General features: G+C 37.9%; 12 protein-coding genes and 1 tRNA gene. 9 read left to right on the top strand and 4 right to left on the bottom strand.

The annotated features are described in order from the left end of the window. Window positions 1-41: 41 nt before the first annotated feature. Entirely contained in the window at window positions 42-2,660 is a 2,619-nt protein-coding gene (locus J536_RS12470) for a Lon protease family protein (protein WP_005067989.1), read from the bottom strand. A 165-nt stretch (window positions 2,661-2,825) separates the two neighbouring features. On the opposite strand from J536_RS12470, the gene J536_RS12465 reads away from it, so the two are divergent. The 4 genes from J536_RS12465 (at window position 2,826) to rpmE (ending at window position 6,950) form a co-directional block, all read left to right on the top strand. Then, the gene (locus J536_RS12465; protein WP_032063055.1) at window positions 2,826-5,000 is read left to right on the top strand and encodes an AmpG family muropeptide MFS transporter; all 2,175 of its coding nucleotides are present in this window, start codon (window positions 2,826-2,828) and stop codon (window positions 4,998-5,000) included. A 22-nt stretch (window positions 5,001-5,022) separates the two neighbouring features. Then, window positions 5,023-5,424, top strand: a complete 402-nt coding sequence (gene gloA, locus J536_RS12460) for a lactoylglutathione lyase (protein WP_005067992.1) — start codon at window positions 5,023-5,025, stop codon at window positions 5,422-5,424. A 133-nt stretch (window positions 5,425-5,557) separates the two neighbouring features. Continuing rightward, window positions 5,558-6,529 (top strand): bile acid:sodium symporter family protein, encoded by a 972-nt coding sequence (locus J536_RS12455; protein WP_081309613.1) that lies wholly within the window; start codon window positions 5,558-5,560, stop codon window positions 6,527-6,529. A gap of 196 nt (window positions 6,530-6,725) precedes the next feature. Further along, on the top strand, window positions 6,726-6,950 hold the full coding sequence (rpmE, locus tag J536_RS12450) for a 50S ribosomal protein L31 (RefSeq protein WP_001200845.1): 225 nt from the start codon (window positions 6,726-6,728) through the stop codon (window positions 6,948-6,950). A gap of 62 nt (window positions 6,951-7,012) precedes the next feature. On the opposite strand, the gene J536_RS12445 is transcribed toward rpmE, so the two are convergent. The 3 genes from J536_RS12445 to epmB are packed head-to-tail and all read right to left on the bottom strand — an operon-like array spanning window position 7,013 to window position 11,898. Then, window positions 7,013-9,124: an EAL domain-containing protein gene (locus J536_RS12445; protein WP_081404137.1), complete on the bottom strand. Its 2,112-nt coding sequence runs from the start codon at window positions 9,122-9,124 to the stop codon at window positions 7,013-7,015. Then, entirely contained in the window at window positions 9,121-10,866 is a 1,746-nt protein-coding gene (locus J536_RS12440; protein ID WP_032004504.1) for a hypothetical protein, read from the bottom strand. The genes J536_RS12445 and J536_RS12440 overlap by 4 nt, the downstream gene beginning before the upstream one ends. A gap of 15 nt (window positions 10,867-10,881) precedes the next feature. Beyond that, a complete protein-coding gene (gene epmB / locus J536_RS12435) occupies window positions 10,882-11,898 on the bottom strand; it encodes an EF-P beta-lysylation protein EpmB (RefSeq protein ID WP_032063053.1) in 1,017 nt (338 codons plus the stop codon). 73 nt (window positions 11,899-11,971) lie between these two features. Between epmB and efp the strand changes: the two genes are divergently transcribed. The 5 genes from efp (at window position 11,972) to J536_RS12410 (ending at window position 16,881) form a co-directional block, all read left to right on the top strand. Then, window positions 11,972-12,541 carry an elongation factor P gene (gene efp / locus J536_RS12430; RefSeq protein WP_002118666.1) on the top strand — a complete coding sequence of 190 codons (570 nt, stop codon included), beginning with the start codon at window positions 11,972-11,974 and terminating at the stop codon, window positions 12,539-12,541. Between the two features lie 164 nt (window positions 12,542-12,705). Beyond that, entirely contained in the window at window positions 12,706-14,802 is a 2,097-nt protein-coding gene (locus J536_RS12425; protein WP_005068001.1) for a carbon starvation CstA family protein, read from the top strand. After that, window positions 14,802-15,107: a YbdD/YjiX family protein gene (locus J536_RS12420; protein WP_000980869.1), complete on the top strand. Its 306-nt coding sequence runs from the start codon at window positions 14,802-14,804 to the stop codon at window positions 15,105-15,107. The genes J536_RS12425 and J536_RS12420 overlap by 1 nt, the downstream gene beginning before the upstream one ends. A 167-nt stretch (window positions 15,108-15,274) precedes the next feature. After that, a tRNA-Val gene (locus J536_RS12415) sits at window positions 15,275-15,351 on the top strand. A gap of 468 nt (window positions 15,352-15,819) precedes the next feature. Further along, window positions 15,820-16,881, top strand: a complete 1,062-nt coding sequence (locus J536_RS12410; RefSeq protein WP_005068002.1) for a NucA/NucB deoxyribonuclease domain-containing protein — start codon at window positions 15,820-15,822, stop codon at window positions 16,879-16,881. The last annotated feature ends 54 nt before the right edge of the window (window positions 16,882-16,935 follow it).

Raw genomic sequence — 16,935 nt, 5'->3', positions numbered from 1 at the left:
CTAAAAGTAAAAAGGGCCTGTATTTGACAGGCCCTTTTTTATTACTTCTGTTTTAAGGTTGCGACTTCTTCTACGCTTTCTTGTGGTAGGTCTTCCGCCGTAAGCTCTTCATGCTTCTTAATTTTTTTCTTATTTTTCTTTTTCTTCTTTGGCTCCTCTTCAATTTCTGCGCCATCTTCAATGGCTTGCCAATATTCGAGTTGCTCCATTACAGCAGCATAAATAGAGTGTTTACTGTACTTACCTTTTTTGTCGAGTGTACCGACAGGGCGGGCCATTAAAATCTCAAGCGCTTGATCAATAGTATCAATCGCATGAATATGGAATTGACCACTTTGTACCGCATCAATTACATCTTGGCGTAACATCAAGTGCTGCATGTTTTGACGTGGAATAATGACACCTTGTTTACCAGTTAAACCTTGTAATTTACATGCATCATAGAAGCCTTCAATTTTTGCATTTACACCACCAATTGGTTGAACTTGGCCTAACTGGTTCATAGAACCCGTAATTGCCCATGATTGATCAATTGGTATTTGGCTAATTGCAGAAATTAATGCAGAAAGCTCGGCAACTGTTGCACTGTCGCCGTCCACTTGTCCATAACTTTGTTCAAAGGCTAGAGCAGCAGAGAAATGTAAAATCTGTTCACGACCAAAATGAGCTTTCAAGAAGCTAGACATGAGCAATACGCCTTTGGCATGCAGTGAACCGCCAAGTTCTACACTACGCTCAATATCAAGAATATCGCCGCCGCCTTGATAAACTGATGCAGTCAAACGTGAAGGTAAACCAAACTCAACATCTGCATAGTGAATAACAGAGAGGGCATTGATTTGACCTAAACGATGACCTGAAGTTTCGATTAACTGAGTTCCACGTGACAAATCTTGCCAGTAAAGCTCTCTTAAATAGCCTAAGCGATACTGTCTGTGTTGTAGTGCCAAGTTAATGTGCTGGTCAGTTACAAGCTTTTCATTGGCTTTAAAAGCATGGTGATGTGCTTCGCGAATGAGGTCGCCCAAAGTTGAAGCATGTAATGACAGCGAGCTTTGATCTTCTGCCTGACGACTTGAGTCGGTAAGTAATGCTGCTAAAGCACTGCGATCAAACGGAAGTAATTTATCCGCTTGTACATAATCAGCAATTAGCTGCATGTAGGCTTGTTCATTTTCGTCATTACGTTGTAATGTATCGGTAAAATCTGCACGAATTTTAAAGACACTACCAAGCTCTGGTTCTACTTCTAAAATTTCATAATAAATTTCAGGTTCTGCCATAAGAACCACTTTAATATCAAGCGGAACAGCAGCAGGTTCAATCGAGATAGAGCCTGTTAACGTCAGCATATGTTCAAGAGAAGAAAGCTTGAGTTGGCCTGATTTTAAGGCGCGCTTTAAGCCTTGCCATGCATAAGGCTGTTCGAGTAATTGCTCTGCCTCAAGCATTAAAAAGCCACCATTCGCTTGATGTAGGGCACCTGGACGAATGAGCGTGAAATCTGTGGTAATTGTACCGTTGTGAGTAAGTTGTTCAACATGACCAAGCAAGTTGTAGTGCGTTGGGAAATCTTCAAAAATAACCGGTGCACCACTGTTTGGTTTGTTTGAGACAATTACATTGGCCTGATAACGTGCTGGCACACGATTAAACATTGCCGGAGCAAAGTCATCTTCTTCTTGCTCTAAAATGAGTTCAACATTATCAATTACATCTTGAGCATATTGTTTTAAATAATCTTCAAGGCCTTTGACTTGACCATATTTATTTAAAATCAAATCCATGCGTGGCTTAACCACTTGAGTCGCGATGTCTCGATTCAACACAGAGACTTTGTCACGTGCGTCATCTTCTAAATCACCTAAATGCAAACCAAGACGCTCGAGCTTTTTATCCATGTAGCGAACATTCGCTGCAATTTCAGCACGTTGCTTAGTATTTAAAGCATCAATTTCTGTTTGAGTCAGTTCTTGCACCTGATCATCTTTTACTTGTACAGGTACAAAGCCATGCTTTTCATTGCGGGAGATGAGTTTTAAGTCGAGTTCTTCACCTTCTTTGGTTAACTCGACAAGCGCTTGTTGCTGCTCATCTCCAGTTTCCTCACGGATACGCTCAATACGGTTATGATAGGTCTCGGCACTAAAACGGCGTTCAAGCTGTTTTAAAATAATTTGCCAAGTTTGATGAAGGGCATGTTGAAACTTGGTTCCTTGTCCAGCAGGGAAGCGTAAAGCAAGTGGTTGGCGTGCCTGCTTAAAATTATAGACATATACCCAGTCATCTGGAGTAGGCATTGTTTTCGCATGTTGTTGGAGTAAACGCTTAATCATGGTGCGTTTACCCAAGCCTGCTGTTCCTACTGCAAAAATGTTATAGCCAGAGTAGGGTAAAGAAATACCCGCTTCTACCGATGCTTTGGCACGGTCTTGCCCTAAAAAGTTATTAAGCGGTTTTATACGTTTTGTAGAAGCTGGAATTTTTTCAAAATCTGGAATATGTGTTAGTTGTTCGGGTTTTAAGGCTGTTTTATCCAAAGTCATTTTTATATCAGGTTGCTCAAAAGCTGAAGGAAATGCATTTATTGTGACGTTTGTGGTGTTTGTTTTAGCGAGTGATAAAGTTGAGATGGTCACTTGATCAAGTTTTTGTGTCACTGTTGATATCCAGCAAAAGAAAACGAAGGTTGAAGCTTAAAGGTATACAGGTTTAGCATAAAATATCAAGCAAACTTGCCGTTTTTATCGCCAAAACAAAATTGATTGCATAAAGAATCTTGAAAGCAATTGTAAGAAGGGTTTGAATAGGCACATTTATAATTTATGGAAAATAAAAAACGAATGAGTGCTGAATCAAAAGGGTGGAAAAGTTCCTTTATGGCCTTCTTGGATCGCCGAGCAATTATTATGTTGTTTTTAGGCTTTTCATCAGGAATTCCCATATTTCTAATTTTTTCAACTTTATCATTTTGGTTGACTGAAGCTGGAATTAACAGAAGTACTATCACCATGTTCTCTTGGGCAGCTTTGGCTTATTCGTTCAAGTTTATTTGGGCACCTTTGATAGATAAATTACCACTTCCTTATTTAACAAGAAAAATGGGGTTAAGACGTAGTTGGCTATTAGTTGCACAAATTTTGGTTATCTGTGCAATTTGTTTAATGGCATTTACAAATCCCTTACCGAATACTTCTGATTTTGGCTCATTTTCAAATCTGACTATTATGGCAGCAGCTGCTATTTTCCTTGGCTTCTCTTCAGCTACTCAAGATATTATTGTTGATGCTTATCGTATTGAATTGACTGAAGATCCTAATGTGCAAACTGTTTTAGCTTCAACGTATAATGCTGGATATCGTACTGCTACAATCATTACACAATTAGGTGCGTTATTATTTGCAGCTTCACTGGGTACAGCTGTTGGTAATTATATATATGAAGCTTGGCGAACTACATATTTATTAATGGCAGGCCTCATGGGTATAGGAATAATTACAACATTATTTATTCATGAGCCTGAAGTTAAACGTATTCAACATCACTATCAAGCTAAAGACTATTTTCAGTTATTCTCAGTTTTTGTTATTTCAACCATCGTTTTTGGGATTAGCTTTTACCAAATTGGTTTAATTTTTGATTCGTTTTCTATCGAAGATGCTTTTTTAAACTTTCTACTTTTAGTTATTAAATTTTTAATTAGTATATCAATTGCGGTGATTGTAATTTTTGGGTTAATTAAGTTTGGTCTAATTAATAAGAAAATTGTTGTAGAAACATGGTTGTCACCTTTACTAGATTTTTTTAAGCGATATGGATTAAAAGTTGCTTTAGCAATTTTATTGCTAATAGGTTTTTATCGTATTTCAGATGTCGTTGCTGGTGTAATGGCTAATTTATTCTATTTAGACTTGAATTTTGATAAAGAGGAAATTGCTTGGTTTAATAAGTTCTTTGCGATCTTCTTTGTCATATTGGGTGGTTTTCTCGGAGGAATGTTAGCGCAACGCTATAATGTAATGAAAATGATGTTGTTAGGAGCAATTTTAGCAAGCACTACCAACTTGATTTTTGTTGGATTAGTTAAATCTGGCGCTACTATGCAAAATGTTCAAGTTCATATAGGGGATCACACTTATACAACAAGCCCTGATGAAGTGGGAAATTGGTCACTAAAATTCCCGAGTAATACATTGACGTCAGCTCAGAATGAAGTCTCAATTAATTCTCAGCCTGTAGGCTATGCTGAACCTTTAAAGATAAACCTTCCATTAAAAGTATTTAACTCAGAATCACAACCAGATATTTATGTTCAAGCAATTGGTGGAGATAATCTTTTATATAAAGATGAGCTGAAAAAAGATGTAATTCTTCATGGTACTTTATTGAATCTACCAAAAAATGGTGAGCTAAAATCCGTTAGTATTTTATTGAATTCACAAAATAAAATAGAAGGTAAGATTAAAGGTAGTGATTGGAATGTTATTATTCCTGGAAATGATCTTGCTAAACTTAATTCAATACAAGTAGAAGCAAATTATGAAGCCAATAAGCAAATACATACTTTAACTTTAAACCATTCTTATCAAAAGCAGCTAGAAGAGAATCAACCTCGTTATCGTATGAATTTATCCGATATTCCAGCGATTCCGATTGATAAAAATATGGATATCGAATTGAAAGGAAAAGTAGTTGTTCCTTATAGCAAAGTTTGGTTAGTAATGGGCATCATATTTGATAACTTAGCCTCCGGATTAGCTGGGGCAGTTTTTATTGCATTTCTTTCTAGTTTAACTAGTGTGTCATTTACCGCCATGCAATATGCTATTTTTAGCTCGCTAATGCTGTTGTTACCAAAAACGATTGGTGGTTACTCAGGTACAATAGTGAATCATATCGGTTATTCAGGCTTTTTTACGGCTACATTTTTGATGGGATTACCAATTTTATTACTCGTGATTTGGGTGGGTAAGTTGTTGGCTAATCAATCATCAAAATGAAAGTTTCCTAGGAGATAAATATATGCGAATGCTTCATACAATGTTGCGAGTAGGCAATTTAGAACAATCTTTAAAGTTCTATACCGAAGTATTAGGGATGAAGTTACTTCGTAAGCGTGATTATGAAGAAGGGCGCTTTACACTAGCATTTGTTGGCTATGGCGATGAAGAAACCAATACCGTGCTTGAGCTTACCCATAACTGGGATACATCAAGTTATGATTTAGGCAATGCCTATGGCCACATTGCCATTGGTGTTGACGATGCCTACAAAGCGTGTGAAGAAATTAAAGCACGTGGTGGCAAAGTTGTGCGTGAAGCGGGGCCAATGAAAGGTGGCGTTACCGTTATCGCATTTGTTGAAGATCCAGACGGCTATAAAGTCGAATTGATTCAACAAGATGCTAATGCGACAAATAACTAAAAATTGACTATGATGCTTTAAGAATTAGTTCTTAAAAGTCTAGCTTTATTTTTTTAGCCCAGTATGATGAAGGCTTGACCAAATGGTCAATTTATCAACTGGGTTTTTTATTTATCTAAAATAATCATAGGATATGGCTATGCTGAAGTTATTGGCGCTTGATCGATTTACAATTTTATTGGTTGGAATGGTACTACTCGCAACATTCTTTCCAGTCAGTGGTCAAGCAGCGCAATATTTCAATACACTGACCACAGTCGCAATTGCAATCTTATTCTTTTTGCATGGTGCGAAACTATCACGTGAGGCTGTAATTGAAGGTATTTTGCATTGGAAAATGCATTTACTGGTCTTTGCATTTACTTTCTTTATTTTCCCTGTGATTGGTCTGTTGGCTAAGCCAATTCTATTACCTCTGTTAGGTCAACAGCTCTACTGGGGTTTTTTATTTATGTGCTTTTTACCCTCTACAGTTCAATCCTCTATTGCATTTACGTCGGTTGCAAAAGGGAACGTGGCGGGAGCGGTGTGCAGTGCATCTTTTTCAAACTTGATTGGTATGTTTATTACGCCAGTATTGGTGAGCTTCTTTATTTTAGGCCAAAGCCAACATGGATTTGACCCGACGACTTCAATTATACAAATTACATTATTACTGTTAGTGCCATTTATTTTAGGTCAATTATTACGTCCTTATATTTTCCCTTATATGGCAAAAGTTCCGAGTATTGTTAAAGCATTCGATCAAGGCTCGATTTTGATGGTGGTGTATGGCGCATTTAGTGGAGCAGTAGTTGCAGGACTTTGGCATCAAGTAAGTTGGAAAACTTTACTCATTCTAACAATTGCGTGTTCAGTGCTCTTAACAGTCATTATGCTATTAGCACTTTACCTACCACGTGCTTTAGGTTTTAACCGAGCAGATCAAGTTACGGTTTTCTTTTGTAGCTCTAAAAAGACCTTGGCAAGTGGTGTTCCGATGGCGCAAATCTTATTTATTGGCCAACCATTAGGCATGATCGTTTTGCCTATTATGATCTTTCACCAAATCCAATTAATGGTGTGTGGCGTGATTGCAAATTACTGGGCTAAATCGAAAGATTAATTCGCAAAAGAAAATTATTTGACGTATAATGCTGCCCACTTGTTGTGCTTAGCTCTAACCCTAGAGGTTTCGGTGGGCCAAAAGAATGGTCTGTTGTGGTGTTGATCTGCTCATTTTGAGCCTGTCCTCAACTTAGTTGAGAGTGATCAATTGCGATGACAGCTTAAGCCTTTCTTCCAATTAGGAGTAATCGACGATGCGCGCCGATATTCACCCAAAATATGAAAAATTAGTTGCAACTTGTTCTTGCGGTAACGTAATCGAAACTCGTTCTGCTTTAGGTAAAGAAACTATCTACCTTGACGTATGTTCAGCTTGCCACCCATTCTACACTGGTAAGCAAAAGAATGTAGATACTGGTGGTCGTATCGACAAATTCAAACAACGTTTTGCTGGTATGTCTCGCTCTATCAAGCGTTAATACTGCAACACGAAACAAAAAACGGGCTTTATGCCCGTTTTTTGTTTTTCAGTACAAGACTATTATTGGTCTTGTACGTCTGTTAGTCGATCAAGTTTTTTCTGGAAATAGCGACCTTGTAAGAAACGCGTTTCCACATTCCATGCGTTAGCAAATAAGTTCATATCATCTAGATCACTCAGTAAAATCCCTACAGGTTTTACTGTCAAATAGTTCAAAACCTTTTCTTGTAAGCGTGCTAAACCATCATCTGAGTTTAATAGCTCAGTTTTCTTCGATTGCAGTTTTAAATATTGAACGTCTAGTTGTTGCAATATTGATTCGCTATACATAGAAGAGCTGAAATCCCGAATCGAAATTTCTGCGCCGTGTTGACGCAGGCGAGCTATGTGTTGCTGAGCAATTGCAAGATGAGGCTGAATTGCTTGTTCTGAAAATTGTAAAACCAGTGGACTTTCAAGCTTACTACCAATAATGGTGAGTAGTTTTGAAATTAACTCAGGGAATGTTTTGTCTTTGAGCAAGATATCAATATTCAGGTTAATAATCAGTTTAGCTTTAGGGTACTGAGTAATAAAGTTATGTAGTTGCTTACATGCCTCAACCAAAATCCAGCGATCTAATTGAATAGAAAGTTCACTGTCTTCTTTTAATTCAGCCAAGTCATTTATGTCATACCATTGTTCATCGCTAATAAAACCGCTAGTCACCTCATAGTTATGGGTTTCTTGATCGTGTTTATCGTAGATCTGCTGATATTTTAAATGAATTTCACTTCGTGCTAACTGTTGCTTTAATTGCTGCAATAACGAAGATTGCAAAGGAGCATCGACTTGCTCAAGGCTTAGATCAAGCGATATAGAAGGTTTAACAGGCTCAGGAGAGATAATATCGATGGTTGGTGCCAGCTCAATTTCTGCCTGCGCCTTAGGTAACTCTTGCTGACTTGTTTGGGCCAGTAAGCTTGTAAAGCTATCTTCATTTAAAGGTTCAGTAATTGGGGCATAGCTCAGCTTAAATTGGATCGAGTAGTTAAGCTCATCGATCTTTAATAAATGCTCTTTTTGCAAACTTTGCAGACTAGTCAGTTGGGAGTTAAGGACTGTGCTGTTTTCAGCTTGTAAAACGCCAACATATGCGCCAAGTTCAATATTAAAAATCGGCATTTGCGCGTGTTCTTTTAAGAAACTGTGCAGCTGATTGAAATATTGTGCAGGAGTTTGCCAATCTTGTTGAAATACTCGCTCTGGGCACTGATTTAATTTAAATAAAATTAACGCATTGGCTTGAGCAGGATAGGTCGATAGATGTCGATTAATTTGTTGCCAAGCTGTTTGTACCCCATAACTCTTTTCGGCAAAAACTGTATTTGCTGGTGTTGCTAAATCCAGTTGGTAGTCAATGGTCAACTGTACGGCATCTTCTTCCTGACTAGGAATAAACTCTAGTTTTAGCGCGTTATTACCTGAAATTGCTGCATGTTGGCTTTGAATTTCAAAACGTGCCTGATCAAATTGGCCTAATGAAATTTTCTTAAATCTTTGTTTAAAAACATTTAAATCATCAGGTTGTAAAACATCTAAAATCGGTAGGCCAATAATCTCGTCTTCTTGCTTAAAACCAAAAAGGTTGAGGTATTCTGTATTTGCCTTAACATGCATCCCTTCTTGAAAAAGGGCAACTGCTTTATGGCTGTTATTGACCAATGTTTGTGTATGGGAGTGAATTGTTTCTAACTCATTGGTCAGGCGTTGTTCGGTTTGTAATAAGTGGCTATACGACAAGGTCCGAAGAAGGGTGATATAAAAATAATCTAATGGTTCTAAGGGAACTACATCATAGATGCCTTTTTGAATATACGCCTGATATTGCTGAGGCTGATAATCTTCAGGTTGTAATAATAAAACTGGTAAATTTGGCTGCTCAGATGCTTGAATGAGGGAGAGAGTTTGTTCAATTTTTAGGTCATAAGCACGACCAAAAATAATAGCATCCCACGGCGTATTTAACTGTTTTTCAAAACTTTTTAAATCATCAAGTAATAATGCCTGAACTTGATAATCATTCCCCAATAATAAATTTAAAATCTGGTTATAACGTAGCTGGTTGTCATCAATAATGAGTAAACGTGTTTCAGTACGTTTTAACTTTTTAGATAATAAAGAGTTTCTCACTTTAGTGCTTCCCATAAATCTTGAGTGCTAGAGTTATTACCCTTTTTCATCATGAACTGATCAAGCAGACCTTGTTGCTGCTCATTCAAAAGCTCGAAATGAAATTGAATAAAACTTTGCGTAATGAGCTGTGCTTTGAGTAGATACACTTTGATTTCTTCTGTCCCCAATCGTAAATGAATTGTTTGTTGCTCTCTAAAAATTTGAGAGCCCGGTAAAATAAGCGTATTTTGTATTTCTTCTAGATTTTGTGTTTGTAGTAGTAGTGCGGGATGATAATTGCGAGTATGACGCTCAGCTTGAATATGCACTGAACAAGGGAACATGGCTTGTGACAAAATCTCTAAACCTAACTCTAGGGATTTTTCGGTCGATTGTTTAATCCAGCGAATTACACCGCCACGCCATTGTCCATGCAAAGTTTCTTTAACTAAAATGTATTCACCAGTTCTTAAGTTCTTTGGTGCTTCGCCAGACCATTTAATACGATATCCATTAACACTAATATCGAGAACGGTGGTTTGATAAATGGTTTTACTTTCACGACTTAAGCGTTGATAAGAGCTGGTTTGTTGTTCTTTTTTCTCTAAGTTGGATAAAACTTTAGCTTCGCTTTGTAAATTATAGTTATGGTTAAGCTGTAGCGTTTCTTCAAAGTTTTTTGCTTTTGATAGATAGAAATGGGCAGTGCTTAAACCAAAACAAATTTGGAGCTCTGCATTGTACTCATAACGTTCATGACGACGTTGAGCCGTGGTTCCTAAAATCGTTTGAACATGAAATTTTAAAGCTGGGCTTAAATAAAACTTTTCATTCTTAGAAATATATTGAGCATTTTTATGCATGGTTGCAGTGACATGCTCAAGTAAAGCTTGCGTACCGATGAAGATACTAGGGTTAAAGTTAGAGCTACGCTTTGTATTATAAACAGGTGGATGGTCCTTATTTGGATCGACCACATATTTCGTTAATGCGGTATCTTTCGGCAAAATATGAATCATTCTTGCCCAGTCAAAACTACATTGAAACAATGCCTGAATTTCTGACTGACGAATCTGGTTTGTATTTAAAATATCCAGCAAAATCAACTGGGCATAAGCTTGTGTAATATTCGCTAAAGGGTGCTGTATGCCCTGAATATGATTGATATTGATGAGATGATATTTGTGCTGAACTGCGGTTTCATAGAGCTGATGCGCTATTAACCATTGACCTTTAAGAGGCTCGCTATAAAGCATGTGCTGCTGATAAAGGAGACTCGTTAATTGTTGAAGTGCATGAAACGTCGATAAAGTACGCGCCGTTTGCAAATTCTTTTTTTGCTTATAGGCAAAGATTGAAAACTTTTGATGCTGGAGTTGCTCATGACTATTTTGCGCAATATTTAGATAAATACTGGCGAAATAACAGCGGAGCAACATCGCTAATTCAATAATGTGCTCATTACGATCTGTACTAATCACGCCTTGGTTAAAGAAGTTTTTCTCTAGGCTGGCGAGTACATTGTTAATGGTCGGATGAAGCGTTTGTATGAGGTCGAAACGTAAGGTTTCACTACATTTTAATTCATTGAGCTCTAAAATAGCTGTGAATAATGCTTTTGACGTATCACCGAGTTGCATAATAGAAAGGGTAGTGACCCATTCATTAAGATCTTTAATATTGGCTTCACAAAAGCTTAACCGTTCACGAGTGAGTTCGGTTTGATTGTGAAAAATGTCCGACAGCGCATTATTCATCATCACTTATTATATAACTCAAAAAGTTGTAGCCCCAAAAAGCGGTGTTTTATTCTTTTCGCCCGCAATTTCCCTGACGAGTTTAGGAACCAAATACCCCGGTAGGTTCGCTAACACGTCACGATAGATATCATCTATCTTGGATGATTCTAAATCAAAATGTTGTGCACCTTTTACTTTATCTAAAACATGTAAGTAATAAGGCATAACGCGAGCTTCAAATAAACGATAACTTAAATCAATTAACGTCTGTGCAGAGTCATTGACACCTTTCAGCAATACTGCCTGATTTAGTACAGTAATGTGATGGTCAGATAACTGCAACAATTTTGAACAAGTAAAGTCATCGAGTTCAGAAGCATGGTTTGAGTGTACCACCAGAACTATACGCAGCCTACTGTTTTTTAATAAAGAAATCAGCTCTTCGTCGATCCGGTTTGGAATAACAATTGGGACTCGTGAGTGAATTCTCAGAATCTGGATTTGTTTGAGAGATGCTAGGCGTTCTAACCAAAGTGCTAATTTACGGTTAGAAAGCGTAAGCGGGTCACCACCACTCAAAATGATCTCGTTAATGTTCGGGTTTGCTTCAATATAGTTTTTAATATTTAGCCAATCTTCATTTTTTGGCAAATTTTCTTGATAGGGGAAATGACGACGGAAGCAGTAACGGCAATGTACGGCGCAAGCACCAGTCAAAGTCAGTAAAAAACGCGATTTATATTTATGTAATACACCTGGTAATTGATTTGCTGCTTCTTCGCCTAATGGGTCAGTAACGAACTCAGGATGTTCTTCGAGTTCTAGATGATGAGGTAATACTTGTAGCAAAAGCGGGTCAAGCGGGTTTTTAGCGTTCATTTTTCCGACGAACGCACGAGGAACACGCAATTTAAACTTTTCAGAAGCCAGAATCGCACCCGATAATAGCTGTTCTGAGGATAACTCGAGTAGGCTTAGCAATTCCGAAGGATCAGTAATAAGGTCACTCAGTTGAGATTGCCAGTTTTGCTCTTGGTATAAATAGTTTATCATTTGACACGATTAAGATAATGCAACAACGCATTATATCGCATAGTTGACTTGTTAAGTTTGGAGTGTGCCTTTCATGGCCTATTATTCTACAAATGATTTCAAAGCAGGCCTTAAGGTTATGCTTGATGGTAACCCATGTTCAATCATGGAAAACGAATATGTAAAACCAGGTAAAGGTCAAGCGTTCAACCGTGTAAAATTACGTAACCTTAAAACCGGTAAAGTATTAGAAAAAACTTTCAAATCAGGTGACTCTTTAGAAGCAGCTGACATCGTTGAAGTTGAAATGGAATACCTATACAACGATGGTGAAATGTGGAACTTCATGGATCCTGTATCTTTTGAGCAAATCGCGGCAGACAAAATCGCAATGGGCGATGCTGCTAAATGGTTAAAAGATGATTCAAATGAAAAATGTACAATTATGTTGTTCAACGGCGTACCTTTAACAGTAAGCCCACCGAACTTCGTTGTATTGAAAATTGTTGAAACTGATCCGGGCGTACGTGGTGATACTTCTGGCGGCGGCGGTAAACCAGCTAAGCTTGAAACAGGTGCGGTTGTTCGTGTTCCGTTATTTGTTCAGCAAGAAGAAAGCGTTCGTGTAGATACTCGTACTGGCGATTATTTAGAGCGTGCATAATAGTTAAAAAATACACTATTATCGAAGGGATGATGTAAATCATCCCTTTTTTTATGCGAAAGTATAAGAGGAAAAAAGAAAAAGGAGGAGTAGAGTCACAGGGATTAAGAGAAACAGTACATAACAATATAAAAATGCTGTAGTTATTTATTGAGAGGTTAAGAATGGACACAATGCAAGCGAAATCTACGCTTCCCTCCAAGCTGGTCTGGAGCCTAGTGGCAATAATAGGTGCAATTTCTTTTGGGATGCTGGCACTCAGTCGTGGTGAACATGTCAATGCGGTTTGGCTTGTACTTGCTGCAGCATGTGTATATAGCATCGCATATCGATTTTATAGTCTATTTATTGCAACTAAAGTATTTGAATTAAACCCAAGACGTTTAACCCCAGCACATCGCTTGGCCGATGGTCTGGATTATGTTCCCACCAATAAATACGTGCTTTTCGGTCACCACTTTGCTGCCATTGCAGGAGCGGGGCCATTAGTCGGACCAATTTTGGCTGCACAAATGGGCTTTTTACCAGGAACGATCTGGTTATTGGTCGGTGTGGTTTTGGCGGGTGCGGTACAAGACTTTTTAGTTTTATTTATTTCAACACGTCGAGACGGTCGCTCACTTGGTGAAATGGCAAAACAAGAACTCGGTTCTTTTGCCGGTATTGTGGTCATGCTTGGTGCGCTTGGGGTAATGATTATTATCCTTGCGGTACTGGCATTAGTTGTGGTGAAAGCACTTGCCCATAGTCCTTGGGGTGTTTTCAGTATTGCAGCGACGATTCCAATTGCATTGTTTATGGGCGTTTACATGCGTTTTATTCGCCCGGGACGTATTGCCGAAGTTTCTATTATCGGCTTCGTTTTAATGATGCTTGCCATTGTTTATGGTGGACAGGTTGCAGCAGATCCATACTGGGGTGAATTTTTCACTTTAACAGGAACACAGCTGACATGGTGTCTCATCATTTATGGATTTATCGCATCAGTTTTACCAGTCTGGTTATTGTTAGCACCACGTGATTATCTATCAACATTCCTTAAAATTGGTGTCATTCTTGGCTTGGCCGTTGGTATTGTGATTGCATTACCTGAACTAAAAATGCCGGCAGTGACTCATTTTATTGACGGTACTGGTCCTGTTTTCTCAGGTAGCTTATTTCCATTCCTATTTATTACTATTGCCTGTGGTGCCATTTCTGGTTTCCATGCGCTTGTATCAAGTGGTACAACACCAAAACTCGTTGATAACGAAGCTGACATTCGTGTGATTGGCTACGGCGGCATGCTCATGGAATCTTTCGTCGGTATTATGGCGATGATCTGTGCAACTGTCTTAGACCCGGGTGTGTACTTTGCAATTAATGCGCCTGCGGCTGTACTCGGTACAACTGTAGAATCTGCGGCAGAAGCTGTGCGGAATCTAGGATTTGTTGTTACGCCTGAAATGCTAACCGTGTTGGCTCAAGAAGTAGGTGAAAGCTCAATTCTTTCACGTACAGGTGGTGCACCTACCTTTGCGATTGGTATGGCACATATCATTTCGGAAATTTTTAATAGCCGTCAAATGATGGCGTTCTGGTACCACTTTGCGATTTTATTCGAAGCATTATTCATTTTAACTGCTGTCGATGCGGGTACTCGTGCTTGCCGTTTCATGGTTCAAGACACTGTGGGTATTGTTATTCCTGCGGTTAAATCTTCAAGCTCATTCTTTGGTAACTTGCTAGGTACTGCTGTTGCGGTAGGTGGATGGGGCTTCTTCGTCTATCAAGGTGTGATTGATCCATTAGGTGGTGTCAACTCACTCTGGCCTTTATTTGGTGTGGGTAACCAGATGTTGGCTTCAATGGCACTCATTTTGGGTACAGTTATTCTGTTTAAAATGAAAAAAGAAAAATATGTATGGGTAACGATTTTCCCAACAATTTTCCTATTCATTACCTGTATGACTGCGGGCTGGCAAAAGATTTTCCACGAAAATCCAAAGATTGGTTTCTTAGCACAAGCGAATAGATTTTCAGATGCGATTGCGCGTGGTGAAATTCTTAAACCAGCAAAAACACTTGAAGAAATGCAGACAATTGTGATGTCAAATCAAATCAACGCTGCACTTTGTGGCTTCTTTATGATCGTTGCGATTGTGATGGTGATTGCTGCGATTGGTATTGTGCGCCGTGCATTAGCAAGCCCGACACCAACTGCTCATGAAGCACCAGCTGTATATGCTGATCCGAAAGTGGTAACCCCACGAGGAGAGTAATGATGAATTTTAAATTTGCAAAAAATGGAACTGTCATTATTGCGAAAATTATTAAAATGACAGTGCTCTCGCAAAAAGAGCTATTACTTTCTCCAAAGAACTGGTCGCGCATTGCAACCTTGTGGCAACGTTTGCAGCAAAGCTTTCGACTGATGGTTGGCGTTCCAGACTATCAAACTTATCTGGAGCACATGAAAGCTCATCATCCTGATTTAACACCAATGGATGCGACGACTTTCTATCGTCATTGTGTTGATTCGAGATATCCATCGGCAGGTGGTAATTTAAAGAAATGTCCTTGTTAAGTTGAGATTAATAGTCAGCTAAAGAAACGGTATGTGGTTAAACCATGTACCGTTTTTCTTTTTTGGAAAACGAAAAAGAGTTTGCTTAAAGTCTGCTCATTTGTATTTTTTTCGATGGTAAATCACTTGTTTTGCTTTTGAAAAATGAATATTATGCTTTCCATTCTAGGTGTATAGCTCAGTTGGTTAGAGCGCTACGTTGACATCGTAGAGGTCTCCAGTTCGAGTCTGGATATACCTACCAAGATTTAAAGTCATATAAACTCGATAGCTTTATATGACTTAAAAAGCCCTAAACTATAATGGTTTAGGGCTTTTTTTATTGGTTTAATAAATTTCTTAACCGAGATCGCTTCTAAAAAAATAATAATTAAAAAGTAAATCCTTCTTTTTGTAAGACCAAGCTAAGGGAGTTAAAAATAATGATATCTAAGCTTTTGAATATAATTTCTTATTTGAATACATTGAAATAAAGCTTAATAAAATAGTTGAAATAAAATGTTTTAGTAAAATTTTTGACCAGTAATTACGTGAATAGTATTTTAAATTTTTTATTGGTCATAATTTAAAAAATACTAATTGGTAAATGTAAGCTATCAATTATAATCAATAAATTTACTTATTTTTTAATTATGTTATTATTCGCCCTCATTTTGGTAAGCCAAAATGGCTTATTAGGATGATTTTTTAAATTTATAAAATTGGAAACTTCATGTTAAATATAACTAAATATATAATAGCTTTAGCTTCAATATTCATGGTAACAACTAGTTATGCTGCTAGTGCTTTGGATGTATCGCCAATTTGTAAAAAAGTTGGTAAAGATCTAGATAGCTATATAAATAGAGGGGCGCATTGTTTAGAGTCAGAACCATTTGAAATTCCATTGACTGATGCAAAAGGATTAAATGTAGGTACTGCGAAAGTAGTTGCATATGTTTATTCTGATAATCCAAAAAATGCATTAACTTGGACATTCAAGTATAAACTGCGCACAAAAATTATAGGGCAAACTGGTGATTCTCTAAAAGTACGACCTGAGTTGTACTGTTATAACTGTACAACAAAGACTGTCTACGGCAATCCAATTAATTTAGTAAATGGTTTATCTTTAGAATCTACCACTACTTTCACCCCATCTAGCACTGAATTGGCTTCTTCAAATCCCTTATTTTTATCTCCAAGTGTATCTTTTCAAGTTGTCAAAGCGAACGCTTCATTTAATGATGCGGCAAGTTATGAACCAGGGATTTATAGTCCAGGTGTTCGCTGTGACATAGGTAAAGCTAAGGCAAATACGAAAGGATGTGTATATCCAGATGTACCTCCTGTTCTTACTACAATTAAAATTACTGATCCAGATGTAGATGAGTCTGCAAAGCATATTAAAGAAGCATTTGCGGCTGGACAGCCAGGTAAATTTATTGCAGGTTCAACCAATTCAGTTTTTCCTAGTTCAAGTGCATCTGCCTTAACTCGGTTACGAGATGCTCAAACTCGTAAAGATAATCGTGCCGAATCTGTAAAAATGTGCAAAGTCAAATATGGACCAACGGTCGGTTCAAAATGTTTCTTTACAGGTGATTCTGATGAAGTTGCAACTGATTGCGATTGTGATGAGTTCCCGTTTGCAGCTACTCATCAAGGCGGCACAGGTGCCTCAGTGAAAAAAATTGATGCATCTGATAACCGTAGAGCAGGTAGCCGCTTAGGGTCTTTCTTTAATACCGAACGCGTTTTAGATGGTGATAAGTTCTTTATTAATGTTGATTAATAATTAAAATTAGCGAAGTACCTCCTATTTGAGGTACTTCTAGGATCTATATTT

Source organism: Acinetobacter sp. 809848 (assembly GCF_000581275.1).
Taxonomy (GTDB): Bacteria; Pseudomonadota; Gammaproteobacteria; order Pseudomonadales; family Moraxellaceae; genus Acinetobacter; species Acinetobacter pittii.
Note: the sequence above shows the minus strand (reverse complement) of the source record. Positions and strands in the feature narration are given on the sequence as shown.